General features: G+C 58.1%; 22 protein-coding genes, 1 tRNA gene and 2 pseudogenes. 17 read left to right on the top strand and 8 right to left on the bottom strand.

Features of this window, described 5'->3' with window-relative positions:
* Positions 1–209 precede the first annotated feature (209 nt).
* From JXQ78_RS12995 to JXQ78_RS12985, 3 genes are read left to right on the top strand one after another with little or no spacing between them, the layout of a single operon-like run.
* Positions 210–470: a glutaredoxin family protein gene (locus JXQ78_RS12995; RefSeq protein ID WP_330631192.1), complete on the top strand. Its 261-nt coding sequence runs from the start codon at positions 210–212 to the stop codon at positions 468–470.
* A complete protein-coding gene (locus JXQ78_RS12990) occupies positions 467–979 on the top strand; it encodes a redoxin domain-containing protein (RefSeq protein WP_330631191.1) in 513 nt (170 codons plus the stop codon). The genes JXQ78_RS12995 and JXQ78_RS12990 overlap by 4 nt, the downstream gene beginning before the upstream one ends.
* On the top strand, positions 976–1,572 hold the full coding sequence (locus JXQ78_RS12985; RefSeq protein WP_330631190.1) for an L-threonylcarbamoyladenylate synthase: 597 nt from the start codon (positions 976–978) through the stop codon (positions 1,570–1,572). The genes JXQ78_RS12990 and JXQ78_RS12985 overlap by 4 nt, the downstream gene beginning before the upstream one ends.
* On the opposite strand, the gene JXQ78_RS12980 is transcribed toward JXQ78_RS12985, so the two are convergent.
* Positions 1,546–2,193, bottom strand: coding sequence for a CRISPR-associated protein Cas4 (locus tag JXQ78_RS12980; RefSeq protein ID WP_330631189.1), 648 nt, complete (start codon positions 2,191–2,193; stop codon positions 1,546–1,548). The two genes, JXQ78_RS12985 and JXQ78_RS12980, sit on opposite strands and share 27 nt — an antisense overlap.
* A 351-nt stretch (positions 2,194–2,544) precedes the next feature.
* Between JXQ78_RS12980 and JXQ78_RS12975 the strand changes: the two genes are divergently transcribed.
* Positions 2,545–3,831, top strand: a complete 1,287-nt coding sequence (locus JXQ78_RS12975) for an MFS transporter (protein WP_330631188.1) — start codon at positions 2,545–2,547, stop codon at positions 3,829–3,831.
* 9 nt (positions 3,832–3,840) lie between these two features.
* On the opposite strand, the gene JXQ78_RS12970 is transcribed toward JXQ78_RS12975, so the two are convergent.
* Positions 3,841–4,437 (bottom strand): conditioned medium-induced protein 4, encoded by a 597-nt coding sequence (locus tag JXQ78_RS12970; protein WP_330631187.1) that lies wholly within the window; start codon positions 4,435–4,437, stop codon positions 3,841–3,843.
* Between the two features lie 165 nt (positions 4,438–4,602).
* On the opposite strand from JXQ78_RS12970, the gene JXQ78_RS12965 reads away from it, so the two are divergent.
* The 5 genes and pseudogenes from JXQ78_RS12965 (at position 4,603) to JXQ78_RS12950 (ending at position 7,563) form a co-directional block, all read left to right on the top strand.
* The gene (locus tag JXQ78_RS12965) at positions 4,603–5,052 is read left to right on the top strand and encodes a DUF5518 domain-containing protein (protein WP_330631186.1); all 450 of its coding nucleotides are present in this window, start codon (positions 4,603–4,605) and stop codon (positions 5,050–5,052) included.
* Positions 5,053–5,099: 47 nt separating this feature from the next.
* On the top strand, positions 5,100–5,654 hold the full coding sequence (locus tag JXQ78_RS12960) for a GNAT family N-acetyltransferase (protein WP_330631185.1): 555 nt from the start codon (positions 5,100–5,102) through the stop codon (positions 5,652–5,654).
* Positions 5,650–5,860 (top strand): annotated as a pseudogene (locus JXQ78_RS19060) (hypothetical protein). Before JXQ78_RS12960 ends, JXQ78_RS19060 begins: the two are co-directional and overlap by 5 nt.
* 150 nt (positions 5,861–6,010) lie before the next feature.
* The gene (locus JXQ78_RS12955; RefSeq protein ID WP_330631184.1) at positions 6,011–7,411 is read left to right on the top strand and encodes an ATP-binding protein; all 1,401 of its coding nucleotides are present in this window, start codon (positions 6,011–6,013) and stop codon (positions 7,409–7,411) included.
* Positions 7,408–7,563, top strand: coding sequence for a hypothetical protein (locus JXQ78_RS12950; RefSeq protein WP_330631183.1), 156 nt, complete (start codon positions 7,408–7,410; stop codon positions 7,561–7,563). The genes JXQ78_RS12955 and JXQ78_RS12950 overlap by 4 nt, the downstream gene beginning before the upstream one ends.
* Here the strand turns inward: JXQ78_RS12950 and JXQ78_RS12945 are convergent.
* The gene (locus JXQ78_RS12945) at positions 7,541–9,160 is read right to left on the bottom strand and encodes an NADH-quinone oxidoreductase subunit D (protein ID WP_330631182.1); all 1,620 of its coding nucleotides are present in this window, start codon (positions 9,158–9,160) and stop codon (positions 7,541–7,543) included. The genes JXQ78_RS12950 and JXQ78_RS12945 overlap by 23 nt on opposite strands.
* A gap of 142 nt (positions 9,161–9,302) precedes the next feature.
* On the opposite strand from JXQ78_RS12945, the gene JXQ78_RS12940 reads away from it, so the two are divergent.
* Both JXQ78_RS12940 and JXQ78_RS12935 read left to right on the top strand, forming a co-directional pair.
* Positions 9,303–9,977 carry a helix-turn-helix domain-containing protein gene (locus tag JXQ78_RS12940; protein ID WP_330631181.1) on the top strand — a complete coding sequence of 225 codons (675 nt, stop codon included), beginning with the start codon at positions 9,303–9,305 and terminating at the stop codon, positions 9,975–9,977.
* Between the two features lie 93 nt (positions 9,978–10,070).
* A complete protein-coding gene (locus tag JXQ78_RS12935) occupies positions 10,071–12,179 on the top strand; it encodes a heterodisulfide reductase-related iron-sulfur binding cluster (RefSeq protein WP_330631180.1) in 2,109 nt (702 codons plus the stop codon).
* Between the two features lie 6 nt (positions 12,180–12,185).
* Here the strand turns inward: JXQ78_RS12935 and JXQ78_RS12930 are convergent, their stop codons facing one another.
* Positions 12,186–15,914 carry a glycoside hydrolase family 97 catalytic domain-containing protein gene (locus JXQ78_RS12930; RefSeq protein WP_330631179.1) on the bottom strand — a complete coding sequence of 1,243 codons (3,729 nt, stop codon included), beginning with the start codon at positions 15,912–15,914 and terminating at the stop codon, positions 12,186–12,188.
* Positions 15,915–16,266: 352 nt separating this feature from the next.
* Between JXQ78_RS12930 and JXQ78_RS12925 the strand changes: the two are divergent.
* Positions 16,267–16,443, top strand: a pseudogene (locus JXQ78_RS12925) (class I tRNA ligase family protein); the annotation flags it as partial.
* A gap of 201 nt (positions 16,444–16,644) precedes the next feature.
* Positions 16,645–17,004 (top strand): hypothetical protein, encoded by a 360-nt coding sequence (locus JXQ78_RS12920; RefSeq protein WP_330631178.1) that lies wholly within the window; start codon positions 16,645–16,647, stop codon positions 17,002–17,004.
* Here the strand turns inward: JXQ78_RS12920 and JXQ78_RS12915 are convergent.
* Positions 17,001–17,810 (bottom strand): sulfurtransferase, encoded by an 810-nt coding sequence (locus JXQ78_RS12915; RefSeq protein WP_330631177.1) that lies wholly within the window; start codon positions 17,808–17,810, stop codon positions 17,001–17,003. The two genes, JXQ78_RS12920 and JXQ78_RS12915, sit on opposite strands and share 4 nt — an antisense overlap.
* A gap of 241 nt (positions 17,811–18,051) precedes the next feature.
* On the opposite strand from JXQ78_RS12915, the gene JXQ78_RS12910 reads away from it, so the two are divergent.
* Positions 18,052–18,906 (top strand): sulfurtransferase, encoded by an 855-nt coding sequence (locus JXQ78_RS12910; RefSeq protein WP_330631176.1) that lies wholly within the window; start codon positions 18,052–18,054, stop codon positions 18,904–18,906.
* A 41-nt stretch (positions 18,907–18,947) separates the two neighbouring features.
* Here JXQ78_RS12910 and JXQ78_RS12905 read toward each other — a convergent pair whose 3' ends face one another.
* Entirely contained in the window at positions 18,948–19,598 is a 651-nt protein-coding gene (locus JXQ78_RS12905; RefSeq protein ID WP_330631175.1) for a DUF7095 family protein, read from the bottom strand.
* Between the two features lie 87 nt (positions 19,599–19,685).
* On the opposite strand from JXQ78_RS12905, the gene ncsA reads away from it, so the two are divergent.
* Positions 19,686–20,660, top strand: coding sequence for a tRNA 2-thiolation protein NcsA (ncsA, locus tag JXQ78_RS12900; RefSeq protein ID WP_330631174.1), 975 nt, complete (start codon positions 19,686–19,688; stop codon positions 20,658–20,660).
* Positions 20,661–20,783: 123 nt separating this feature from the next.
* Here the strand turns inward: ncsA and ftsZ are convergent, their stop codons facing one another.
* Positions 20,784–21,947, bottom strand: a complete 1,164-nt coding sequence (ftsZ, locus tag JXQ78_RS12895) for a cell division protein FtsZ (protein ID WP_330631173.1) — start codon at positions 21,945–21,947, stop codon at positions 20,784–20,786.
* A gap of 2 nt (positions 21,948–21,949) precedes the next feature.
* Complete coding sequence (locus JXQ78_RS12890) at positions 21,950–22,129, bottom strand: ribbon-helix-helix domain-containing protein (RefSeq protein ID WP_330631172.1); 180 nt, start codon at positions 22,127–22,129, stop codon at positions 21,950–21,952.
* Positions 22,130–22,815: 686 nt separating this feature from the next.
* Between JXQ78_RS12890 and JXQ78_RS12885 the strand changes: the two genes are divergently transcribed.
* A tRNA-Tyr gene (locus tag JXQ78_RS12885) sits at positions 22,816–22,889 on the top strand.
* Between the two features lie 375 nt (positions 22,890–23,264).
* Complete coding sequence (locus JXQ78_RS12880; protein ID WP_330631171.1) at positions 23,265–24,896, top strand: outer membrane protein assembly factor BamB family protein; 1,632 nt, start codon at positions 23,265–23,267, stop codon at positions 24,894–24,896.
* Positions 24,897–24,914: the final 18 nt, after the last annotated feature.

The raw sequence follows: 24,914 nt of genomic DNA, 5'->3' as shown, positions 1-24,914 counted from the left end.
CGTTCCTCATTACAGGTCTGGGAGATTAAACGTTGCCATCATCTCGAAGTAATACTGGACGATACCCCACTGTTTATCCCGACTCCTGTGTGATTGTCGCCGATTCTGTTGATCAAACCGTTCAATCCATCAGCAACACAGTCAGGGCGGCGATTTTACCCGTTACGGACGCCAACGTTTAGGCGGTCACGACCGTATGGTCCGGTATAATGTCGAGTGAGCCACCGATCACTGTGTATCGGTTACAGGCCTGTCCGTTCTGCGAGCGAGTCATCAGTACGCTCGAATCGCTTGGGCTTTCCTACCAGTCGCGGTTCGTCGAGCCGTTACACTCCAGGCGAACGGTCGTCAAGCGCCTATGTGGCGTGCGGACGGTGCCTGCGATCGTCGACGAACGGACGGGGGTTACAATGGCCGAAAGCGCGAATATCGTCGAGTATCTCGAAGCAACGTACGGTGAGTCACAATGATGGAGTTCGACGTGGTGACACTTGGCGACACAGATCATCCAACCGTTGGCGAGACGGTGCCATCGTTCACTCGACCGCTCGTCACCGAGGAGTTCTGGGAGGATCGCTCGCTCGCTGATGTGTATGCAGACCAGCCTGTGTTGCTCGTTTTCCATCCGATGGACGGTGCCTTCCCGTCGACGTATATCTACGATACACTCGAGTCCCGGGGAATCGACACCCATGACGGGATCAAGCTCGTCGGCTGTTCGATTTCGACGCCGTACGCGCACGCGGAACTCCTTCGATCCACCGAGATCGACGCGTCCCTGTTTTCCGATCCAGCCAACGAGGTTGCCGAGCAGTTCGACATCGTCAACGATCTCGACGGGATGGCGGGAATCAGCGAGCCACGGCCAGCGGTCTTTCTGATCGACACTGACGGGACGGTTCTGTACGACTGGGTCGCCTCGGAGTGGCCAGAGTTTCCCGAGTACGACGCCATCGAGGACGCCATCGCTGCACTATGACACTGGAGGCGGCGATTGACGCGCTCACCACCGAAGAGCGCGCCTGTGTGGTCTATCCGACGGAAACCGTCTACGGCGTTGGTGCGGACGCACTGGACCCCGACGCGGTCGAACGGGTGTTCTCGCTCAAACAACGCGCGCGCTCGAAGCCAATTTCGATGGCTGTCCCGTCAGTGGCGGCTGCCACGGAGTATACGATTGTGACCGACCGCGAGCGTGCGTTCATGGAGGCATTTCTTCCGGGACCGGTGACCGTTCTCCTCAGACGGCGCTCGATCGTCCCCGACGCGCTCGTTGCCGGTGCGGATCGGGTTGGGATACGGATTCCCGATCATCCGCTCGCGCTTGAGTTGCTCGACGGAGTGGGACCGCTCACCGCAACGAGTGCGAATCTGAGCGGCGCGGGAAGCGCTCGAACGGTCGCGGAGATCGATCCAACGTTTCGCGAGGCTGTCGAGTGTGTGATTGACGACGGGCAGCTACCGGGAACCGAAAGCACGGTCGTCGATCCCGCAACCGGAACGATCCATCGACGTGGTGCGCTCGCCGATTCGATCGACACCTGGCTAACCGAACAGTCTGGTGAACAGTGACTCCGTTCTGACGCCACAGGACTCGCGATACTCACACGAGTTGCATTTTGTCCGCTGCTGTAACCGTGGCGGTGGATCACCGAGCGTCTCGACTGTCCGGACTGCACGTCGGTACTGTGCGCGTCGTCTGCCAGTGATCTCGAACTCGCGGATCACGCCGTGGGTCGCATACTCGACGTACGCCGTTTCGATCCTCATTTCCCGCTCGTATGCGAGCGCCTTAGCCGCCCCAACGGCCCTGACGGCGTGTGGTTCCCAGACACCAGTCGAAGGAGGTGTCCCGACCGAAACGATCGACGGTGCTGGGGGATTGGCCAGTAGCTTGTGGGCCACGCCGTGAGCGTCCGTTCCGGCGAGATAGACCGACCGTCTGGTGGGCGAACACAACTCGTCGAACCGATCGACGCGCCGTCGTGCGCTCCGAAGATTCTCCCGAAAGCATGAGGGCGAAACGGCGATCGGCTCCTCGGTGAGGTCCGTTGCTGCGTCCAACAGCGACGGATATCGAAACGCGAGCTCGAATCCCGGCTGTGCCGCCCTCTCGAATTCATCGTTTTGCCGGCGGTAGTAGAGTTTTCGCGGACAGTACGCCGCCAGCGCGAGCTCGGTGAACGCGATCACGAGAACCGTTGCTCACCTCCCGGTATTTGAATATTCACATCCATGGCACAATCTGACACGCCCCCAACACATATTTACAGTATCGCCGTCAAAGCCCGACAGATCGACGAGTGTCTCCACTGCGTGTCGATCGCCAGCCATTTATTCCGCTGGTGATCACGGCGAAAATCACGGTCCGGTAGCCACAGCTATCGGATCGATTCGCTACGGCTGTCCGTAGTTCGTATCTTCTTCGCCACTCACGCAGATGAAATCACAGTATTACGGCCATACAGGCCCACAGATTTGCAGTTCGTCGTATCGGATAGTTTTCCGACCAAATCGACCGTCACCAGCTCCGTGGTGGTGTCGATGACTGAAACCGACTCCTCTACCCCCACAACACCCAGTGAGCAGTCACTGTGGCACAACCGGACGTTCGTCCGGTTTCTCTCCGGACAGCTCGTCACCAACGCAGGGGACAGTCTCTACACGGTCGCGATTCTCTGGGTGATCCAGACCGAAGCCAACTCCACTGTCCTGACGGGGATCGCCAACGCGATGTTGCTCTCGCCGTGGCTGTTGCAGCTATTTGCCGGCCCACTGGTTGACCGCTGGCGAACGAAGCGATTGCTGGTGGGCGCACAGTTACTCCAGGGGCTGGTCGTGCTCATCATACCGATCGCTACGATGCTCGATAGCCGGTCGATCGAACTGTTGTTCTGTGTGATTCCGGTGCTTGCGCTGTTGACGACTGCCTGTGAGCCAGTAGTGGACTCGATGCTTCCCCGAATCGTTCGCAAAGAGCAGCTCTCAGCGGGAAATTCTGCGCTAGCCACTGTGACCTTGGGACTAGATATGGCGCTCGAGGCGGTTGGTGGGCTATTCATCGCGCTCGTCGGAACCACGACGCTGTTCGTGGTCGATTCGCTCTCGTTTGCCATTGCATCGGCGTTGTTCGCCGGCATGGTCGTCCCATCCACCAGTTCATCGACAGCTGACGGAGGGATCACTGGCTACGTCGAACAGTTGCGCGATGGGGTATCGGTCCTCCGCGGAACGCTGTTCGTGGAGATGATCGGTTGCACGGCAGTCTTCAACTTCACGACAGGCGTAGCGCTTGCCGTGTTGCCGGCGTTCGCAGCCAGCAAGTACGGGCCGGCGGTGTATGGCCTGTTGCTCGGTGCGCTCGGCATTGGTCGAATGCTCGGCTCGCTGTCTGGTTCCTGGTTCACCGGCGTCGGCTTTGGCCGATTGCTTGCCAGCACGAATCTCGTCGCCGCCTCTCTGTGGATCGGATCAGTATACGCCGGGACGCCCGAACTCGCCGTCACCCTGTTCGGGCTTGCCTGGATTCCGGCGGGGCTCACCGGCGTACTCGTGGCAACGATGAATCAGTCAGTGTTCCCCACGAGCGCGCTCGGACGAATCAGCGCGACGAAAGGAGCGGCGACCGGCGCAACGCTTCCACTTGGCTCGCTTCTGGGCGGCTTAATTGGGGCGGCGCTCGGTCCCGAGCTCACGATGGCGCTCGCCGGGTGTGGCTACGGATTCAGTGGGTGTTACTACACACTCAGAACGCCACTCCGTCGGCTCCCATCGGTAGATACCATGACCGCCACTACGTTCGGGCTGGAGGACGACTTCAAGGACGAATAACGGAAGTGCTCACATCGAAACGTTCGTCTCCATCCCCTCGGTGGCTTCATCGAGGCCAGATTCGGTAACATCTTCGGTCCGTTCTTCGAGGTCGGCGTCGGTGAGTAGCTCTTCGAATTCGTCGGTGTATCGGCCGTTCACTCGGCGGTTCGCCATCTGTGTTTCGAGCACCGCACGGAACTCCCGTGCCGTCTCGTCGTCGATCTCGGGCGCAGAAGCTATCTCCGCGATGGATTCATCGGCCGTGTACAGCTCACGGAACCGTTCGTCGTCGAACGCCACGTCGAGTTCTGCGTCGCGAACGAGATGGAGATCGTGGCGAGCATCGAGAACGGTCTCCTTATCGATCGCTAGCCGATCGGCTATTGCTGTGTCCCCGTTGTCGTCGTAGAACCCCCGAACAACCGATTCGTACTCGTCGATAGACAGGTCTGTGTCGAACGGGAGATCATCGCGCATGCGTTCGATCGCCCCACGAAGCTTTTCTGTGATCTCTTGTTCGTCCTCGGCGAGCGATCCCCGCGTTTCCTCCTGGGTTTCGGTGATGGTGTCGTCATCGGTTACCTCCATGAAGATATCGCGGAGCTCGGCGGTCTTTTCGTTCATTGGACTATGCACAGAGCGCACGACTATTTGAATCTGTTCCCGGCATGCACAACGCCGGCAATCTACTCGGAACAACCATCCAACGATCTCGAACAGAATGGGTTGTACCCGCCCTATTACTCATAACAGTTTTCCATCTGTGAGAGGATTCATCCATGTTCGCGTATGCCCAGTGCCCTCCACTATCGAGTGCTTGCTATTCGCGCTCGTTTGACGGATCCCGCTCATCGGGAAGCGGCGGTTATCGGCGGTTTCGCAGTGTGTCTCACCGTGGTGTCGAGTCTTGTGCAACCGGTCGTCGATGTCGATGGCGTCCCACTGGTCGCTGGGGCTGTGCTCGCGGGCTATCGATATAACTCACGAGCTGTCAAAGCACAGGAGGCCGGTGAAACTGTCGCGATCGTAACGCTGTGTGGAATCGTTCCACTCTGGATAATCGGCAATTCCGGAGCACTGATGCGTTCATGGAAGGTGTCAATTCCAATAGGGCTCCTATTCAATGGATTTGCGGTGCTCTCTACCGTGGTGATGTGCGTGATACTTGTCCTGGTCGGGAGATGGTGTGCCCGTTTTGGAACCTGGCTCGCCAACACCCGAAACAGTGCGATGTCGTAATTGCAGCGATCGGAGTGTCCTTCATGCTTCGTTCGTGAGCTACGGACATGGACTCGCTCATCAGACACGTAAACCAGACAGATGCGGGGGCAATCGCTGATATCTACGCACCGTTCGTCGAATCGTCGCACGTCACCTTCGAGACGACGCCGCCCGACGCGACCGAGATGGCAGGGCGAATTGAGCGCACGACTGAGCGCTACCCCTGGCTCGTCTGTGAACTCGACGAAGATATCCTCGGATACGCCTACGCGAGTTCGTTCCACGAACGCACAGCATACCAGTGGACCGCGACGGTGTCTGTCTATGTGAGCCCACCAGCACAACGCCAGGGAATTGCCCAGCAGCTCTATGCGGCGCTGTTTTCCGTCCTCGAACGGCAAGGCGTCCGTTCGGCCATTGCGATCATCGCGCTCCCAAACCCCGAGAGCGTCGCGTTTCACGAGCAAATGGGGTTCGAACGCGTGGCCTCGTTCGAAAACGTGGGCTATAAACACGGCACATGGCACGACGTTGGGCACTGGCAACGGACGATACGCACCCAGACCGACGATCCAGAACCGTTCGTTCCCGTCTCCGAACTTGAGTCACTCAGCGATTGATTTTGTCCATTCAAAGACTGTGAACGCAGTTCTGGCCCGGGGCACGGAACTCAATCCGCCAAACACTCGACTCATCGACGCTGGCTCCGTGACGATTCACGACATGGAGACGCTGCGGGCGTCTATGAGAACGCGAGGCAACAGCGCGTCCAGATCCTCTACTGGCTGAACAGCGGGCCAGTGAAATCCACCCCCAGGACGACTGATGGGATATTCGGTGCTATCTATCGGAATTCTGTCGAGTGTATGATCGAATGATTTTCCCAATAGTAGAAATCAGAATATTATAGTTCAGACTATTATAGTCTGGTCCCTAACTCCGGAGCACATATGTATCTCCCACAGAGACGGAAGATATGGATCAGTTCGTCAATCGTATCGATGAACTCGATCGGTTGCAGACCCTGTATGAGAGTAACGCTGCAGAACTCGCAATTATCTATGGGCGTCGCCAGATCGGAAAGAGCGAGCTTGTCCGTCAATCGATTGCCGACCGCGATGATGCCGTGTACTATCAGGCAGTCCAGGGAACTGCGACGACACAGCTTAGACGGTTCGTCGAGGCAGCAGCGACGAACTACCCAGACATCACGGCTATCAAAGAGGAATGGGAACCGCTCTTAACGTACCTCACCGACAGGGATGCCATCATCGTCATCGACGAATTCCCATATCTCATTGAATCGAACGAGGGGCTTCCATCGGTCATCCAACACCTGTGGGATACAGCTGTCGGGGAGAGTCAGGCAACGCTCGTGCTCACAGGCTCTGCAATCGGCATGATTCATACCCACGTCCTCGATGGTGGTGCGCCACTCTACGGTCGGGTGTCCCAGACACCGAATGGCCGCCTCGAACTCATCCAGCTGCCATTTCGCTCCATTCAAGAGTTCGTGCCGATGTACGATCCCGAAGAACGGGTGTTCACCTATGGCGTTTTCGGCGGCACCCCCCGATATCTCAGCCCTCTTGATCCATCACAGAGCCTTGGAGAGAACATCACACAGCTGCTGTACGATCCGGATGGCCCACTCCACGACGAGCCCGAAACCGTCCTCCAGATGGAACTCAACGAGGTGAACACGTATTTCTCCGTGCTGGAATCGATGGCCACAGGGAACCGCAGTCGAAACGAGATCGCCCAGGGAGCCGGCATCAAGAGCACCAACACGTCGTACTACTTCGACCGGCTAGAAACGCTCCAGATCATCGAGAAACACTATCCAGCACTCACCGATCCGGCACGCAGCAAGCGGACGCGATACCGTATTCTTGATCCCGTATTCCGGTTTTACTTCCGATATCTCTACGGTCGCGAGGGACAGTACGAACTCTACGGCGAGAACGCCTACGCGGATCTCATCGAACCGGAATTGCCCGACTTCGTCAGCGAAACGTTCGAATCGCTCTGTCACCAGGCAGTCCCGGACCTCTTTGCAGACTACCAGCTCACACAGGTGCCCAGCCAGTGGTGGTATAAGGACCAGGAAATAGATGTGGTTGCTCCCACTGACGAGTCAGTGCTGATTGCTGGCGAAGCGAAATTTACCAACACACCCCTCGGCTATGACGTTCTCGCGAATCTCGAAGACGGCGTTGAGCACATCGACTGGACACCCACTGGCGGTGGGGAGCCGACGTATGAATTCGCCCTGTTCAGCCGCTCTGGGTTCAAACGCTCCGTCGAGGAAGCTGCAGACGAGCGTGATGATCTTCGGCTCTTCGATCTATCCGATATCGTTGCTGTTCTGGAGTGAAGTCGGCGAGGAACGCCGAAGTAGCATCTGGAAATGGCCACGACCAGCGGCTGATCGGTCTCCTTGCACATGACCAGCACACATCGGCCGATCCAGAGCCGTTCGTTCCCGTCTCCGAACTCGAATCGCTCAGCGATCGACTTCGCCCATGATCGTATCGAGACTTCCGAGCGTAGCGATCAGATCGGCGACGTACTCGCCAGTGGCCATCGATTCGAGCGCCTGGAGGTGGCTGAACGACGGCCCTCGGATTTTGAACCGCGCCGGCGTGTCGGTCCCGTCGCTGCGGATGTAAATGCCGAGTTCTCCCTTGGCAGCCGCCACAGCGCGATAACACTCGGCATCCACGGGTGGTTTGATCGTTCGAGGAACGTTCGACTGGATCGTTCGATCGGCTGCTGGCCACGATTCGAGCAGCTCGACACACTGCTCGACGATCCGTGCGCTCTGTTCGATCTCTCGAAGCCGGACGAGCACGCGCGAGAAGTTGTCTCCAGCACTTGCCGTAATGACCTCCCAGTCGAGCGACTCGTAGTAGCCGTATGGATCGTCACGCCGGAGATCGTAATCGATCCCCGAAGCTCTGGCGACTGGCCCCGTACAGCCGAACGATTTCGCTGTCGAAGCATCGAGTACTCCAGTGTCGACACAGCGACGCTGAAAGATCTCATTGTGCGCCAACAAATCGTCGTACTCCTCGATTTTTTCCGGGAGCGTCTCCAGAAACGTTCGAACCCCCTCGAAAAATTCCTCTCTCGGTTCGGGAAGATCCCACGCCACGCCGCCAAGCCGAAAGTAATTGAACATCAAACGCTGTCCGGTGAGCGCTTCGAGAAGCGACTGGATCTGCTCACGGTCACGGATTGCGTACATAAACACTGCGGTGAACTCGCCAACCACGTCGAGCGCGTACGTCCCAATGGCAAGAAAGTGCGACAACATCCGTGAGAGCTCCGCGCTCATCGTCCGGATCACCTGTGCGTATTCTGGAACGGAGAGATCCGCAAGCTCCTCGGCCACACGCGCGTACGCCCATTCGTTCAAAAGTCCGCCACCACCCCAGTCCCAGCGGTCAGGATACGGCATGATCTGGTGGCGATACGTCCCTGACTGACACAGTTGCTCTTCACAGCGGTGGATATAGCCGAGCTGTGGCTCGACACCCACGACCTGTTCCCCATCAAGCGTTACGAGCAAATGGAGCACGCCGTGGGTTGCTGGATGATGCGGACCAACATTGATCACCATCGTGTCCGATCCCAGCGCACGATCGTCCTCCAGGGGATTGTCGTGTTCTGAGAGCGTGACGATCTGTGGCTGTTCTTGATCGTAGCTCGATCGCAACGGATGGCCAACCCACGTTTCTGGGAGGAGGATCCGGCGCAGATCAGGATGGCCGTCGTAGTCGATCCCGAGGAGGTCGTAGGCCTCGCGTTCGTGCCACTCTGCGGTTGGATACACGGCTGACGCGCTCTGACTGTGCGGACCTTCGACCGTCGTTGGAACGATGACCGAGAGCTCCGTCGTCGGTTCATCATACCGCCTGAGGTGATAGATCGTCTCGAAGCGGTCCTGATACTCCTGTGCGGTCACGCAGGCACAGTGATCGAATTCTGATCGCAACCGGTTGAGCACCGACTGGACTGCGTCCGGTCGAACGACGATCGCTGGAGCATTTAGATGCTCCTCGCGACCAATCACACCGTCAAGCGACGTAATCGCTCCAGACAAACGCTGTTGAACGGCCATACTACCGATAGAAACCGGCAGATTGAACGGCTGCTGGCGAAGCTGTGCGGCAGTTTATATTGAAACGATCGTTCGGAGTACTGACAGAGAGTGTCACAAGGATGCGATATCGTTTATACGCCGGAATGAGTGGCCACAGCCAATGAAATACGTTCGTCTCGCTATTGATTTCTCAGAGCAGTTTATCCACCCCGTCCACCAACGCATCGTCGAACACGATGGGCTCTCACGAGATCGGTTGCTCTATGGCACCCGAACGACCGGGCCGGACACGTTTTTGTTTGCGGTGGAGGGAGACCGGCAGCTCTACGAGCAAGCACTCGAAGACGTGCCCGAGATCTCATTTTACGAGTTGAGCAACCCGGACACGACCAGCTCGCCTGGAACATTTTTTGCGTACATCGAACAGGAGCCAATCACTCCTGACGAGCAGCTGTTTGCGGTGTTTGAACGAACGGGAGTGATCGTCGTACCACCAGTGGACTTCTGTACCGACGGAGCTGCCCGGATGACGATGGTTGGACGGGCCGAGCGACTGCAAACGACGATCAACCACCTTCCAGAGGAGATGAACGTGACAATCGAACAGGTCGGAAACTACGAGCGCTTGCGCGGTGGTTTTGGTCCAGCACTGACCGACCGACAGTACGACGCGATCAAAAAAGCGAACGCGTGCGGGTATTTCGACGTGCCACGATCAGGGTCGATCGACGACGTTGCAGAGCGTCTCGATTGTGCGACTGGAACAGCATCCGAACATCTGCGGAAAGCCCAGCGCGAGCTCACCGAGTGGCTCGTGAACACGACCTGGCGATAATTGCGAATATCGGGAGCTTCACCCCCAAAACAACTCCTTTCTGTGGAAAGGTTGTTGGTAAGACTTAACCTTCTCCTTCTATCCTGATAATCCATGACGAGCCTCTTGCAGGCACAAACGCCGACACGTGAGACGTTCTGGCTCATTGGACCGATAGGCGAGGCAGTGTTTTACTACCTCGCTGTCGTGACGGTTCTGGTGTTCGGAGCGCTTGCCTACCGGCGGTTCGCGCGATACACGGATGGAACTGACGACCCGTTCGATCGACTCGATGCGTTACCCAAACGGATCGTCAGCGCCGCGAAGATCGTCGGCTCCAACGAAAAGCAGTTCAACCGAGATTTCGTCGGCGGCCTCATGCACTCATTCATCCTCTGGGGCTTTCTGACCCTGCTCATCGGGACAACGATCCTGATGATCGACATGGACTTCTACCGGAAGATCACGGCCGCAATGGGGACAGAGCAGTCCTTCTTTGAGGGGGCGTTCTACCTCTCCTACTCGTTCGTGATGGACGCGATGGGGCTGTTGTTCGTCGTGGGACTCGGCGTTGCGCTCTATCGTCGCTATGTCACCCGTAACGAGCGGCTCTGGGGTCGCCACACCAGTGCTGAAGACGGCTATCTCGTCTGGATGCTGTTTTTGCTCGGCGTCGGTGGCTATCTCGTTGAGGGAGTCCGCATCCTCGCCAGCGGCTTTCCGGACTTCGAGACCGTGAGCTTCGTCGGCTGGTTCGTCGCCGACGTGTTCGGGCTCGTAGGTGTCACTGAGTCGATGGCCACGACGATCTATCCACTCGCCTGGTGGTCCCACGCCCTGCTGGCGTTCGTCTTCATCGCCTCAATCCCACTTGCCAAGCCGTTCCACATGATCTCGAGTTTCGCCAACGTCGTCACCCGCGATGAGAAGGCGGGCATCCGACTTCCTGGCGTGCCAGAAGACGCCTCTCCCGACGAGATCGGTGCGAGCGACATCGAGGACTTCTCCTGGAAGCAGTTGCTCGATCACGACGCCTGTACGAAGTGTGGGCGCTGTTCGTCGGTCTGTCCGGCGAAAGCGTCCGGTCGGCCGCTCGACCCACGCGACGTGATCCTCGATCTCAGAGAGTATCGCAAAGAGCTCGACGCTGGTCGGACGGAATCGAAACCGATCATCGCCGATGGCGGCACGAGCGTCATCGACAGCTCGACGATGGACTCGTGTATGGCGTGTATGGCCTGCATGGACGCCTGTCCCGTCGAAATCGAGCATGTCACGCAGTTCACGGAGATGAACCGCCGGCTCACCGAATCCGGCCAGATGACTGAAACCGTCCAGGAGGCGATGATGAACGTCTTCCAGAACGGAAACACGTTCGGCGACCCCGAGCGAAAGCGCCCGGACTGGGTGGACGATCTGGATTTCGAGGTGCCAGACGCCCGCGAAGAACCTGTCGAGTATCTCTGGTACGTTGGAGACTATCCGAGCTACGACGAGCGCAATCAGGAAGTTGCCAAATCACTGGCGACCATCCTGGAGGCAGCCGACGTGAGCTACGGCATTCTCTACGATGATGAGCAAAACGATGGCAACGACATCCGTCGTGTTGGTGAAGAAGGACTCTACGAGATGCTCGTTGAGGACAACGTCGCGCAGTTCGAAGACTGCGAGTTCGAATCGATCGTCTGTACGGATCCCCACTCGTTCAACACATTCACGAACGAGTATCCAGAGTTCGGCTGGAACGAAGACGGCGAGATCGACGTCTATCATTACACGCAGCTGGTTCAAGAGCTCGTTCCGCAACTCGGCCTCACCGGATCCGAGCTGGATTACACCGTCACCTATCACGATCCGTGCCATCTCGGGCGGTTCAACGACGAGTACGAGGCACCGCGCGAACTCGTCCGCCAGACCGGCTGTGAGCTCCACGAGATGCCGCGAAACCGCGCCAACTCATACTGCTGTGGTGGTGGCGGTGGTGGCCTCTGGATGGATCTCGAAGAGGAGACCAAACCGAGCGAAGAGCGGCTCCGTGAGGCGCTCGAAGACACCGACGCCGGCGCAGAGATCGAGACGTTCGTCGTCGCCTGTCCGATGTGCATGACGATGTACGAAGACGGGCGCAAGACCGGCGGCTTCGAAGACGACATCGAGATCGTCGGGCTCTCCGAGCTGCTTGCAGAAGCGGTGACCGCCGATACGATGGTGGCCGACGACTGAAGTCGCTCAGCGGTTCAAGAACGGAATGATCGCATTTTCGGTATCGGAGTAATCAAGCACTGCTGTCTGTGTCGTGTCTTCTGGCGTCAGCATGTCGATCACATTCGGGTTCATATTGTCGTCACGACCGCCACCGAAGAGATACGTCGCGTTCGAGGCCTGTACGGGACGGACATGCCCGGATTGATAGCCATCGGCTCCAAACAACAACACCGCCAGTTCTGCCTCCTCAAGCGCGCCGCCGACCGACTGTTTGGGGAACGTCACCTCGATGGCGTCGATCGACGAATGGACCCGGGTGTGAACGTCTTCTGTGATGGTGTCGCCAGCGGCGTTCTCGACCGTCTGGAGCCCACCGGCCGCGATGACGCGGTAGTGGTACGGTCGTTCGAACGTGACGTTCGTCCCGGCACGCCCCGTGGTGGTGGCAGGGACTGCCGATCCGACCGTCGGATCCCGGACGTAGAGCTGCAACAGCTGTAGCGAGTAGCCACCGGAGACGTTCCACGGATTCGTGACCGGGCCATCCAACCAGTATATGAGTTGATAGCGGTCGTCCTGCTCGTAGAGAGCGACCTCGCTGAGATCGAGTACGCCGTCCTCGAACATTTCGCCGGTTGGATACGTGTATGAACCGGGACCGTGGTCGTCACCGGTGGCGTCACGCCAAACGGCGAGCTGTTCGCCGTCAGTGACGTGGACGGTGACGGTGTTGCTCGTGATGGTCGTCCCGTCGGGCGTTTCGACTGCAACCTCGTACGTTCCGGGCGACGACAGCGAAAACGAGAGCGTCTGGGTGTTAGCTCCCGGACCAAAGCGAGCGAGCGCCGTGTCTACTGGCGCTCCATCGACGGTGATCGTCAGCTCCTCACCACCGACTACGTTCCCCTCGTTGGTTCCGCTGACGCTGATGAACGACGAATTGATGACTGCCGTGTCCGGAATGGTGCCGCCATCGTACGTCTGCGATGGAGCCCCATAGCGGGGAACCGACGCCAGATCGCTGGCCGTTGCCGGTCGAATCCGAATCGCCTGGCCACCAGAGTGCACCATCGACACAGTGATCGTGTCGTCGGGCCTCACGAGCCGTTCGTACACCGCGACGGCGTCGCCGTCGTCCGGAAACGTCGCATCGGGCCCATCGGCGTAGATCTCGGCGACGTACGTCCCCTTCGTGTGCCCTCGACGGTCGCCCGCGCCAGCGTGGTGACCGGTGCCGTTGCTGGTCCCGTGGCCGCGTCGTCGCCCGGGTGCCCCATCGAGAAATTCGAGCCCAATCGACTGGACGCGTTCGTTCTCGTCCGTCATCGCGCCCACGAACCACTCCTCACCGTGTCGGCGGGCGACCACCACGTGCTCGCCGATTTCGCCACCGAGCACGCGCGTTTCATCCCAACTGCCGGCAGGAACGGCTTCGATGAAGTCAAACGCCGGGACGGTCGGCCCACGGATCGGTGCGCGCGCTGGCGTCCCCATCAGTTCACCGGGCGCACTCAGCCCAACGGCGTCGAGATTGAATCCACCAGTGTCGTCATCGGTCAGTTCGATCGCGACCGTCGTCGCGGAATCGTCGATGGAGAGCGTGGTCGAAAGCGTGGTCCAGTCGTTCCAGTAGTCGGTTTCGGGAACTATCACCTGAGTTCGGTGCTCGCCATCGACGACGATGGTCGCCGTTCGTGGCGTTCCACGGCCAACGGCATTGTCTTCGGCGTCGTTAGCACACCGCAGATGGAGATCATACTCGCCAGACACGTCGTCTGTGACCGTCCAGGCGACCGAGGCGTTCTCCACAGCGGTGTTGGGATCGATCCGGACGTAGCGTTCACCCTGTGCGTTCGCCCACCGGGCACCCGTCTCGAAACCTTCGATTTGGCCGAATTCGGCCTGAGTGACCGTTCCTGGCTCGATAGTCGCTGGCTGGTCGGCGAGATAGGAACTCGGGAGATCGGCAACCATCTGGAGGCCGCTGAAATAAACCGGATACATCGCGAGCTGTTTGGCACGCGTCGTCTCGATCCCACCCGCACCGGAATCGAGATCGAAGATGCCGGGCGTGTACTCCATCGGTCCCGCGAGCATCCGGGTGAACGGCAGCGTCACGTGGTGAGACGGCTCGATCCGACCGAACGCATCGTACTCCTGACCGAGGACGCCCTCGCGAGTCATCACGTTCGGATACGTGCGGCGTTCACCGGTCGGTTTGATCGGCTCGTGGATCTCAAGCAATTGTCTGTGTTTCGCCGCTTGTTTGTACACCAGACGGTGGTGATTGACCATCGGCTGACAGTGGTGGTTGTAGGTGGCACCATCGATCGTCACGCCGTCATCGGCCACGTAGCCCGTCTTGATCGAGTGGATTCCGTGGTGCTCGTAGGTGGCAAACGGACTAGAATCTGCCTCAAGCTGTGATTCGTAGTTCGTGATCGCTCCAGCGGTCTCGTTGTGTGCCGTCATCTCGACCGGCGGGTCAAGTTGCTTGCCGAACGCGGTCACCGCATCGAGATCGAAGTCGGGATAGGTCGTATCGAAGTCCATTGCGCTCCCATCACCGGGATAAGACCGCCAGCCATCGTTCCATCCCTCGACGAGCACGCTCGGAATGTCGTGTTCGCTGGCGAATTTCATGTACTGTTTCATCCGCCCGGTTTGTGCGCCGTGGTTGCCCGATTCCGTGTCGTGATACTGCCAGTCCGCCCGATTCGTAATCATCAACCACCAGATGCCGAGGAACTTCTGTGGTTCGATCCAGTCGGTGCCGTCTGGAAACGCCGCGGCGTCTAGCGGTTCGTTGAGATTGACGATCAGATTCGATTCGATAAGCTCACCCGGCTGTTCGGCGACCTGAAGCGTTCGCCACGGCGTTCGGTGGGGCGCATTGCCCAGCACTGCTGTCCCATCTGGCATGGGGGCGAGCGTCGATTCGAGCACCGTACTGCCGGCCGATTGCGGCGTCACCCCCATGGCCGCGTAATCCACCAGATCCGCCTCGTGGAGGCTCAGATACAGTCCATCGTCTCGCTGCATCGTCAGCGGCGTGTGGGCTCCCCCCGTCGGACTCGTCGTGTGCAGCTCCGAGAGCGGCGTCGTTTCGTGGGCATACTCGTAACTGTTGAAGTCGTTCTGAATCCACCAGGCCGTGGGATCGTCCGGGAACGCAAACTCCGTCCGCTCGGACGTAATGGCGAACGCACCGACGCCGCTGTCTCGTGGAAACTCGACGCGAAACCCAACCCCATCGTCGAAAACCCGGATCGCGACCGTCAGCGCGCGCTCACGGCCGTCCGTTTCTACGAGTCCAACCCGAAGCGATTCGTATCGTTCGCGGATCGTCTCGTGCTGGTCCCACACTGGTGTCCACGTCTCGTCGAACGACGTTCGCGTGCTCCCCGTGACGACGAATCCGTCGGTGAGCGGTGGCTGGTCCCGAAACTCAAAGCCAATCGCAGAGTCCGACAGCACGGTCCGACCGTCGTACTCCACGTGGTAGCGAGGCGTCCCATCCGCAACGTCGAACGTCACCGCGAGTGCGCCATTCGGTGAGGTGACGACGTGGCTGGGGCTGGCATCGCCGTCAACGACGGGTGCGGCCATCTCGGCGTCGATCGATCGGGTGAACGCGGTGCCGGCGAGCAGCGCGCCGAGTCCACCAACGAAGCCACGCCGATCAACTCGCGGGAATCGTTGCCCCTCGTCTGACGCGTCACCATCATTGTCCGGACCACTGGTAAACGGCATACAAGACACATCAGGACGACTGTATTATAAAAGTTGATTATTGTTGAAATAGTTCATCACAATTTGTTCCATTCTCATCAATCAGTCATAAAGAAAAGAGGGCGAAGAATGAATGAGAAGAGACACAACAGTTAAGCGACCGCGACGACTGCGTCGTCGTATGTGGGCGTACTCCATCGGTTCGATGGCAGGTACATCCCGTAGCGGTGCGTTCGTAGGCCCCCAATAGGGGCCACTCTCTCCATTTTCTGGATCGGTTCGACGGATCGTAGTCAGAGCTATGAGACAATCCACAGATCATGGAAAACACACCAACCGACGACAGCGCGGAGACGGACACTCACCAGCCGCTTACACCATCGACAGTCCACCGCCGACGATCTCAGGCGAGCTCCACATCGGCCACCTGTACATGACGGTCCTCCAGGACATCGTCGCCCGTTACCGATCGATGACCGACGGCGGCGTCTACTTCCCGCTTGGTTTCGATGACAACGGGATCGCCTCAGAGCGGCTCGCAGAAATCGAACAGGCGATCGCAGAGGGTGCGTTCTCGATCAGCGACGACACGCTTTCGGTTGCCGGCCTGGAGCTCGATTCTGAGCTGTACGAGCCCGTCATCGATCGAACGTTCGAGACGACAGGTGACGTGCGAGAGCTCGAAGACGCCGTGATCGTCATCAAACAAGACCGTCGGAAACGGTAAGAGAATCGCCGTGCACGCACCGACATGGACGGATCGTACCAGAAAACGAGTCTGCTGGCGCTCGTAATATTTCTCACACTGACGGGCGCGCTCGCAGCCAGTGATTCGACGACAGCGTTTGGCCTTCGAACGCCACAACTGCTCGATGGAGGTCTCGTGATGGGCTTGCTTGCCCTCGGTGCGCTCGCCGCCCGCTACGATGAAGAACTCGACGCGTTCACCTACGGAATGGCCGCACTGGGATATGCGACCTACGTCGCCCCCACGGGAAGGGGGTTCTTTCGGACCGCCGGCGCAATCGGGTGCGCACTTTTCATTATCCTCGTTGCACACGCGACGAACCGATCACGAACAACTCCCTCCACGTCCAGAGAACAGGCTTAATCGTCCGCTGTGAGTGGAAGATCACGGTCTCGCCACTCCGTCAGACTTCCTTCGTAGAACGAGAGCGCTGGATAGCCCAGATGGCGCAACACCGTGTACGTGTGGCTCAGCCGCCGCGCAGTGTTGCAGTAGAGGACGATCGATCGATCCGACGTGATACCGACACTCTCGAGTATCGATCGGAGTGTCGCATCCGATTTTACCCCGCGATCGGTCTCATCGACCAGTTCCATCCAGTTCAATCGTACTGCCCCTGGAATGTGCCCAGCAGCATACTCGTCTTTCTCTCGCGTGTCAACCAGTACGGTCGACGGATCGTCCATCGCCTGCTCGACTGCTTTTACACCCACCAGCGGACCCGCCTCAAGTACCGTGGCGTCGTAGGTCCCCTCCGAAACCGATGGAGTGTCCTGATCGACCGGATAGGACTGATTCCAGGCGCTGTAATCGCCGTTCAGAAGATGAAGCCGGTCCGGGTCGTGACCGTAGAGCTCACACGTCACCAGAAACCGGGCGGCGAACACCCCGTGCATGTCGTCGTACGCGACGAGCCGATCGTCCGAAGAAATCCCAACCGATTCGACCAGCTCTGCAAAGGCGTCCGCCCCAGGCAACATCCCATCGTCACCGCCTGTAGCCGAACGGAACGAGTCGAACGGCACGTTCACTGCGCCAGGGAGATGACCGATCCCGTCGTACTCCCAGGCGTCTCGAACGTCGACGACGCGAACGTCGTCTGTCGAGGCTGACCCACCATCGACGCCAAGCCACTCCGCGACCGTCGAGAGCCCAACCACTGTGTCCATGTCATCTTCTACGTGTGATCGACCTTGAATTGTTTACTCTCAACATTCTCTGAGCTCCCGGCAAATACATCCTGAAGTGTGGTTCGTCAGTGCTCCGTGGGGACCGTTTCCACCATCCCACCGTTGAGAGACGTTTACGCCACCAGTCGTAGGGGCAATTGTTTCCGGTAGGACAAACGAGCGGCGAAAGGAGCCGACAGTAACACGGATATATCGCTGGAACTGTGAGTTCAACTGTATCATGAGTGAGTACGCGAATGATGTTCTCGTCTCAGCGGAGTGGGTCGAAGACCACCTCGATGAGTTTCAGTCCGACGATTCCTCGTATCGACTCGTCGAAGTCGACGTAGACACGGAGGCCTACGGCGATGGACACGCCCCCGGTGCGATTGGCTTCAACTGGGAGACGCAGCTGCAGGATCAGACGCGACGCGACCTGCTCGATCAGTCCGACTTCGAGTCGTTGCTTGGCGAGCACGGGATCGCCAACGACTCTACCGTCGTTCTCTACGGTGACAACTCCAACTGGTTCGCTGCCTACACCTACTGGCAGTTCAAATACTACGGCCACGACGACGTTCGACTACTCGATGGTGGACGTGACTACTGGCTCGACAACGACTACCCGCTGACCGACGAGGAGCCCTCGTTCGCGGCGGTCGAATACACGGCTGGTGAGCCCAACGAGTCGATTCGTGCTTACCGGAGTGACGTTGAGGCCGCGATCGGTGACGGCGTCCCGCTCGTGGACGTTCGCTCGCCCGAGGAGTTCAGTGGCGAACTCCTTGCGCCACCGGGACTGCAGGAGACCGCTCAGCGCGGCGGCCACATCCCGGGTGCGAGCAACGTCTCCTGGGCTGCAGTCGTTCAGGATGATGGGCGATTCAAGAGTCGAGACGACCTTGAGGCGCTCTACGGAGCCGAGGACATCAACGGCGACGGCGATGTAATTGCCTACTGCCGAATCGGTGAGCGGTCCTCGATCGCCTGGTTTGCGCTCCACGAACTGCTCGGCTACGAGGAGGCCGTCAACTACGATGGCTCCTGGACCGAGTGGGGCAACCTCGTGGACGCACCGATCGAAACCGGAAACTGAGCGCTCCTCGGAGCGTTTCGCTTTCGCTGACGGATACGTTCTTAGACGATATCACCACGAACGGTCACACCGTCCTGGCGTTCTCGATACTCCATTACGGTAGTGGCGGCCTCAGTTGCCTGTTCCTGGTCCATTCCGAGCATCGTAAGCGACTCAGCGAGCGTTGGAAAAACGAGCTCGCCAGCCCTGAGCTTCTCGAACGCATCGGTCGAGCGAGTACCATCAACCCAGAGACAGACCCCTCGTGGATCGAGAATCTGTTCGTAGTCCGACCGGGCCATTGCCCCTTTCAACCGCTGGGTGACGTTGCGCTCAAAGCCGGTGTTACACACTTCAAGATGAATGGGTTCGTCGTCAATCAACTGTGCTGCGAGACATTTTTCGGGGGCCACGTGGCCGTTTGCGTTCGCACGAAGCGCCTCGGGAAACTCGCGGGCCCACTCGGCACTCACCGTTTTTCCGACGCCGTCGATCCCGTGAGAGTCCCGGAATGAAGCCGCCGCAGCGTCATCGTTCTCGAACAGTAACTCTTTCGTACAGTATACCGACAGCCGTTCGACCGGATCGACGCCCAGCACGAGATCTCCGTAGACCCACAGTTCGCGAACGGGGACCGCCATCGATTCGGTTTCAACCTGCTCGATCAGTCGTTCGAGTCGATCGACGGCTGCCGAGCGGGAAAACTGCGCCATAGAGGTGCTTTTCTTTCGAAGCCGAAAACTGCCACGCTCGGCGATGAGTGACGGAACCGTTATTCGGCTCTCCCCATAACGACAGTCATGGACTGCGACAAGTGCGGAGCGTCTGCAGTCATGCACGCTGCGTACTCCGGGCTGCATCTCTGTGAGCGCCATTTTCTCCGGTCAGTCGAAAAGCGCGTCAAGCGTCGGATTCGTGAGGATGCACTCATCGACAACCGAACTACACCCGATGATCCAGAAACGTGGGTGATTGGCCTCTCTGGGGGCAAAGACAGCGTCGTTCTCACGGACTTACTCTATGATACGTTCGCTGAGGATCCGAGGATCGAACTGGTTGCGCTGACGATTCACGAAGGGATCGAGGGCTATCGTGACGCCTCCGTCGATGCGTGTGTCGAACTCACTGACGGGATGGAGCTGCGACACGAGGTGGTGAGTTACGCGTCCGAATTCGACCTCGAGATGGATTCGGTCGCCGAATCTGATCCCGAAAACATGGCTCCGTGTGCATACTGTGGCGTCTTCCGGCGCGATATCCTCTCTCGGTATGCCGAGCAGTACGGGGCGGATAAGCTTCTCACCGGTCACAATCTGGATGATGAGGCACAAACCGCGCTAATGAACGTTCTCGAAGGAGATGTCAAACAGATTGCAAAGCATTTCGACGCCAGTCTCGGGCCATTTCCCGACCGCCCATCTGGGAGCAACAACGAGCCGTTCGTCCCACGGGCGAAACCCCTTCGAGACATCCCCGAAAAGGAAGTTGCACTATATGCTCATCTGAAAGATCTCCCCGTCCACATGGCTGAGTGTCCCCACGCCAGCGAAGCATACCGAGGAGAAATCCAGGAATTGTTGCTCGGGCTCGAATCCAAACATCCCGGAACGCGACATTCCATCATGGCAGGATATGAGGAAATCGCCCACGTTGTCGCCGAACAGTACGACACGGACGAACAACCGGACCTTCAGGACTGTGAACGGTGTGGGTCACCTACCACCGGTGACATCTGCAGAAAGTGTCAACTAGTCGAATCCATACACACTGCGTGAGCGCGTGCTCCTGGTCACGGGCAGTTACAATCGGATAGATACGTTCATCCTATAGAATATCAACGATGTCGGATGAAAATTATACGCGAATACGAACTGTTCTGGGCATGTTGTGTATTGTTCTCACCGAATAACGTCGAGACCGTTGTTTTTCTCGATCGAGTCCTGCCCACCGTCGGACTGGGCGCTCCCATATGCCGTTTCGGCGTCCGTATCGACCCGGTCGAGTGCTGCACGGCGAGATGCGTCGGCCTGTTTCTGCGTGGTCGGGCCGAGAATCTGTGCGCTCTGGACGCCGGTCATGATCGCCATCACGCGGACCTTGCCCTTATACTCCTGTTGGATCCGAGCGCCCCAGATGACGTTTGCATCGGCTTCGAGCCGTTCGGTGATTCGCTGTGCGATGCCCTCGGCTTCTTTGAGCGTCAGATCCGGTCCGCCAGTGATGTGGACGAGTCCGCCCGTCGCGCCTCGATAATCCACATCCAACAGCGGATGGCTCATCGCGTCGCGAACCACCTCTTCGGTTTTGTTTTTGTCCTGTGTCTCTCCAACCAGCATGACAGCCACACCGCCCTGACCCATGATGGCGGTCATATCCGCGTAATCAAGGTTGATCAGCGATGGCTGGGTAATCGTCTCCGAGATCCCTTTGACGGTTTCGGCGATGATCTGATCCATCACCGAGAACGCCTTGCCGATCGGGAGGTTCGGGACGTAATCCAGCAGGCGGTTGTTGTCGAGAACGATGATCGAGTCGGCCTCATTTCGCAGCTGTTCGAGGCCTTCCTCGGCTTTGACCGTTCGGGCGCGTTCGACGTTAAACGGCGTCGACACCATGCCCACCACGATCGCACCGAGTTCTTTGGCCAGTTTCGAGATCACGGGTGCAGCGCCGGTCCCCGTTCCACCGCCCATGCCGGCAGTTACGAAAACTAGATCTGCACCGCTAAGCACTTCTTTAATCGTTCCACGGGCCATTTCCGTCGCACGTTCACCCATCGCAGGGTCGCCGCCAGCACCGAGACCCTGTGTGAGTGATTTACCGACGAGCACCTTGGTATCGGCTTCAATCATCTGTAGGTGCTGTTTGTCGGTGTTGATCGCAACCGTGTCTGCGCCTTCGACGCCGATGTTGTATAGCCGGTTGACCGTATTGTTACCGGCACCGCCACAGCCGACCACGACGATCCGAGGATCGCCGAATTCGTCGATATTTTCGACGTTGGCCGCCTTGCGTTCTTCAGCCTCGGCGTGTTCAAGCGCATCGTTGACGAGGTCTTGCATCGTCACACACGCGCCCACTGACGCTTGGACTCTCGTCGGTTGCGCTCTGGGTCCTCCTCGTTGATCATTTCCCGGACTGCTGACCGAATCGCTTCGCTCCGGTTGGGAAACTCACCCGTCTCGACCAGTTGTTCAACTGCTTCGATCTGTTGTTTTGGAATCCGTAGTGTCACACGCTCCATGATTTTCCCCTTTTCCGGTAAGACGTAGTGGGCGGACAGCCTTCCGCCGGGCGTCCTACACGACGAAATCGCCAGCAACCGACCGATTTTCTACGCACGCACTGCCGTGTAAGACGGTCGTCTTACGCAGGTGAGTGCATTATCGCCGGTATAATAAATCTTTGCCCTGTGTATGACACGAGTGAAAACTCAGACCGGAACACAGAACTGAGGCCATCTATCCCGGTAAATTTGCGTTTACAGCGATTCAGCGAGGGTGGATTATCTTCTATTCATCCGAATTTTGCAATTAGAGCCGCCAGTTAGGCAGAAATCTGTAAATTAGTCCAGTTATACTGTCGAATATAATTGTAGACAGATTCGCCCAATTTGCCGTTGAAGCGTCTTATACGATGATTTACGCGGATTGGGTTCGATTGGTGGTGTAGTCGGCTCTTTTTTAGGGACAGGTGTATCCGTACTACGCGTCTTACACTGTCTGTCCCATCCACGGTCTTCGAACTGAATTCAGGGAACTGGACCGATTGGACGTATAGCCTGATGAAGCCGGTGTAAACGTGTGGCGTGATGATTGCTGTGGATGGCTTGCATGGATGTGGCTACACTCTGAATGGTGTGTGAAACCGAGTGACTCAACGCTGATGAAGGGAAAGGGTTAAATTGTGGATTGCCATACGGAAGGATAACCGCTCTTAGCTCAGTCTGGCAGAGCAGTCGACTGTAGATCGACTTGCCCCCCGTTCAAATCGGGGAGAGCGGACTCCTTTGTCTCCGAATCCGTGAGTAGACCCATCAGATCTCGGTTCGGTAACGATACGAACATGTGAGCGCTAACAACCCCAGTATACGCTGATTCAGAGTCCACATGGATCGAGAACAATCAAACGACCGAAAATCTGTACTATATGACTTTGTATAACGCACACGTGCGCTCACAAAGAGACGGGAAAATTAATTCGTTGCAAATGCCGGGGAATGAAGGTTGTCAATTGTATAGACAACACCGTCCGTATTATCTCAATTGTCGAAAATGGATTCAAAGTTCCCATATTATGGGAGAAAAATATCGCTGGAAGAGATCGAAAACAGGAGCCAGCCCACAAGACACTTTATAGAACCCACCCACGATCCGATAATGAAATATAGTTCTGAAGGACTTTCTCGGCGGAAATTTCTCGGAGTGACGGCAGCTGGGTTGGTAGTTGGTAGCGGTGGGGTCTCGGCAAAGACGGCGAGTTCAACGCAAGTGTCCAAGATGGAGCCAGTGGATTACAGCGCCCAGAGAGACGGTGCCATTGGAGAGGTTGGTCCCGCAGGATCCCTTTCTGAGGCCTGGGGTGGCGGTGTGAGTGCATGGCGAAACGGCGTTGAGGTGGGACCGATCGTCGGTGAGACAGTGTACGCAGCAGGTGAGCGACTTGGAGCGTTCGATATCGAAGACGGGACCGAGCAATGGATCTTCACAGGCGGCCCACCACCGGAGCCAAACCCCGAAGCCGATCATCCTGACGTTGAGCCACCGACGGTTGTCGACGGAACAGTGTACGCACCGATCCATTATGGCGTGTTCGACGCGTTCGACCACGTCCAGGCTGCGCTCGTTGCACTCGATGCAGAGACTGGGAAAAAACGCTGGCGGGTCGAATTCCCAGTCAAAGCAGAGCTATCGTCCGTGACAGTCGGCGATGGACTCCTGTACGTTGTGGGGGGCGACATTGACGGTGGTGAGTACACCTATCTGTACTGTCTCCAGCCAGAGGATGGCTCTGTTCGATGGCGACAACGAATAGACCGTGAGGAACACAGTACAGCGGGGGCACCACACGTTGAAAACGGTCTCGTGATCGCCACACAGCCCGAAACGGTCACGGCGTACGACACACGAACGGGCGAGACGGTGTGGTCGGTCAGTCAAAGGCAGACACCAATCAAGGACCAGGAGAGTGCAAACGGGCAGCTATTCATCACGCGAGCACGCGGGATCGTTTCCTACGACCGCACATCCGGTGATGAACTCTGGTCTGCACTACCACGGGTACAAGAGCTATCCATAGAAGCCATCGCAGACGGCACGATTTACGTGCACGAAAGCACTGATCCGGGGATTACCGTTATCGCTCTCGACGCAGAGACTGGTGAGCAACGATGGAAGCAGGCGTTCTCCCAGAACGGATACGTCACAGAGATGGCAACCGATGTGGACCATCTCTATGTAGATATTTATAGGAGAGGAGAAAATGGTACCATCGTCGCCCTCAACCGCACCGACGGGAGCGAACAGTGGCGAACCACGGATGTGGATCGATCGCATGAGGAGGAGTCCACTGAACGGGTCCCGCGAGGGATTCTTACCCGGATTGGATCGCTGTTGTACGCCGGTGGCGCTATCCTCGATCCAGCAACGGGCACAATCAAGCAGACGTTCACACACGATGCTGGAGTGATGACTACCTATCGAGTCGAAGCGATCACAGCCGGAAAGCTGTTTCTTGGCGGTGGGGGTCTCATCGTCGTCGAGGGCGAGACGACACAGCAAGGGACCCCACAACCGACAGCCACTGAACCAGCAGCCACACCAGAATCAACGAAAATGAGTTCGACGGCCCGAACCACGGATGCTGGCCCATCGACAACTGCAATCCCACCCGCAGAACGAACAGAAAGCACACCCGCAGGGGATGAAACCACCGCTACCAACGGTCCCGGATTCACCATCCCGGCAGCGATCGCCGCGCTGGGCATTGCCGGCTGGCGACGACGGCGGTAACAGCACTGCCAGGACAGA

This window comes from Halocatena halophila (assembly GCA_027563145.1).
Taxonomy (GTDB): Archaea; Halobacteriota; Halobacteria; order Halobacteriales; family Haloarculaceae; genus Halocatena; species Halocatena halophila.
This window is presented reverse-complemented; position numbering and strand designations above follow the sequence as displayed.

Bases quoted from the DNA above. Each gene is read 5' to 3' on its own strand.
- JXQ78_RS12915 (WP_330631177.1), bottom strand. From the start codon at position 17,810: ATGGACACAGTGGTTGGGCTCTCGACGGTCGCGGAGTGGCTTGGCGTC.
- JXQ78_RS12880 (WP_330631171.1), top strand. From the start codon at position 23,265: ATGAAATATAGTTCTGAAGGACTTTCTCGGCGGAAATTTCTCGGAGTG.
- JXQ78_RS12910 (WP_330631176.1), top strand. From the start codon at position 18,052: ATGAGTGAGTACGCGAATGATGTTCTCGTCTCAGCGGAGTGGGTCGAA.
- JXQ78_RS12920 (WP_330631178.1), top strand. From the start codon at position 16,645: ATGGACGGATCGTACCAGAAAACGAGTCTGCTGGCGCTCGTAATATTT.
- ncsA (WP_330631174.1), top strand. From the start codon at position 19,686: ATGGACTGCGACAAGTGCGGAGCGTCTGCAGTCATGCACGCTGCGTAC.
- JXQ78_RS12960 (WP_330631185.1), top strand. From the start codon at position 5,100: ATGGACTCGCTCATCAGACACGTAAACCAGACAGATGCGGGGGCAATC.
- JXQ78_RS12995 (WP_330631192.1), top strand. From the start codon at position 210: ATGTCGAGTGAGCCACCGATCACTGTGTATCGGTTACAGGCCTGTCCG.
- JXQ78_RS12935 (WP_330631180.1), top strand. From the start codon at position 10,071: ATGACGAGCCTCTTGCAGGCACAAACGCCGACACGTGAGACGTTCTGG.
- JXQ78_RS12990 (WP_330631191.1), top strand. From the start codon at position 467: ATGATGGAGTTCGACGTGGTGACACTTGGCGACACAGATCATCCAACC.
- JXQ78_RS12905 (WP_330631175.1), bottom strand. From the start codon at position 19,598: ATGGCGCAGTTTTCCCGCTCGGCAGCCGTCGATCGACTCGAACGACTG.
- JXQ78_RS12890 (WP_330631172.1), bottom strand. From the start codon at position 22,129: ATGGAGCGTGTGACACTACGGATTCCAAAACAACAGATCGAAGCAGTT.
- ftsZ (WP_330631173.1), bottom strand. From the start codon at position 21,947: ATGCAAGACCTCGTCAACGATGCGCTTGAACACGCCGAGGCTGAAGAA.
- JXQ78_RS12945 (WP_330631182.1), bottom strand. From the start codon at position 9,160: ATGGCCGTTCAACAGCGTTTGTCTGGAGCGATTACGTCGCTTGACGGT.
- JXQ78_RS12970 (WP_330631187.1), bottom strand. From the start codon at position 4,437: ATGAACGAAAAGACCGCCGAGCTCCGCGATATCTTCATGGAGGTAACC.
- JXQ78_RS12985 (WP_330631190.1), top strand. From the start codon at position 976: ATGACACTGGAGGCGGCGATTGACGCGCTCACCACCGAAGAGCGCGCC.
- JXQ78_RS12975 (WP_330631188.1), top strand. From the start codon at position 2,545: ATGACTGAAACCGACTCCTCTACCCCCACAACACCCAGTGAGCAGTCA.
- JXQ78_RS12965 (WP_330631186.1), top strand. From the start codon at position 4,603: ATGCCCAGTGCCCTCCACTATCGAGTGCTTGCTATTCGCGCTCGTTTG.
- JXQ78_RS12955 (WP_330631184.1), top strand. From the start codon at position 6,011: ATGGATCAGTTCGTCAATCGTATCGATGAACTCGATCGGTTGCAGACC.
- JXQ78_RS12940 (WP_330631181.1), top strand. From the start codon at position 9,303: ATGAAATACGTTCGTCTCGCTATTGATTTCTCAGAGCAGTTTATCCAC.
- JXQ78_RS12930 (WP_330631179.1), bottom strand. From the start codon at position 15,914: ATGCCGTTTACCAGTGGTCCGGACAATGATGGTGACGCGTCAGACGAG.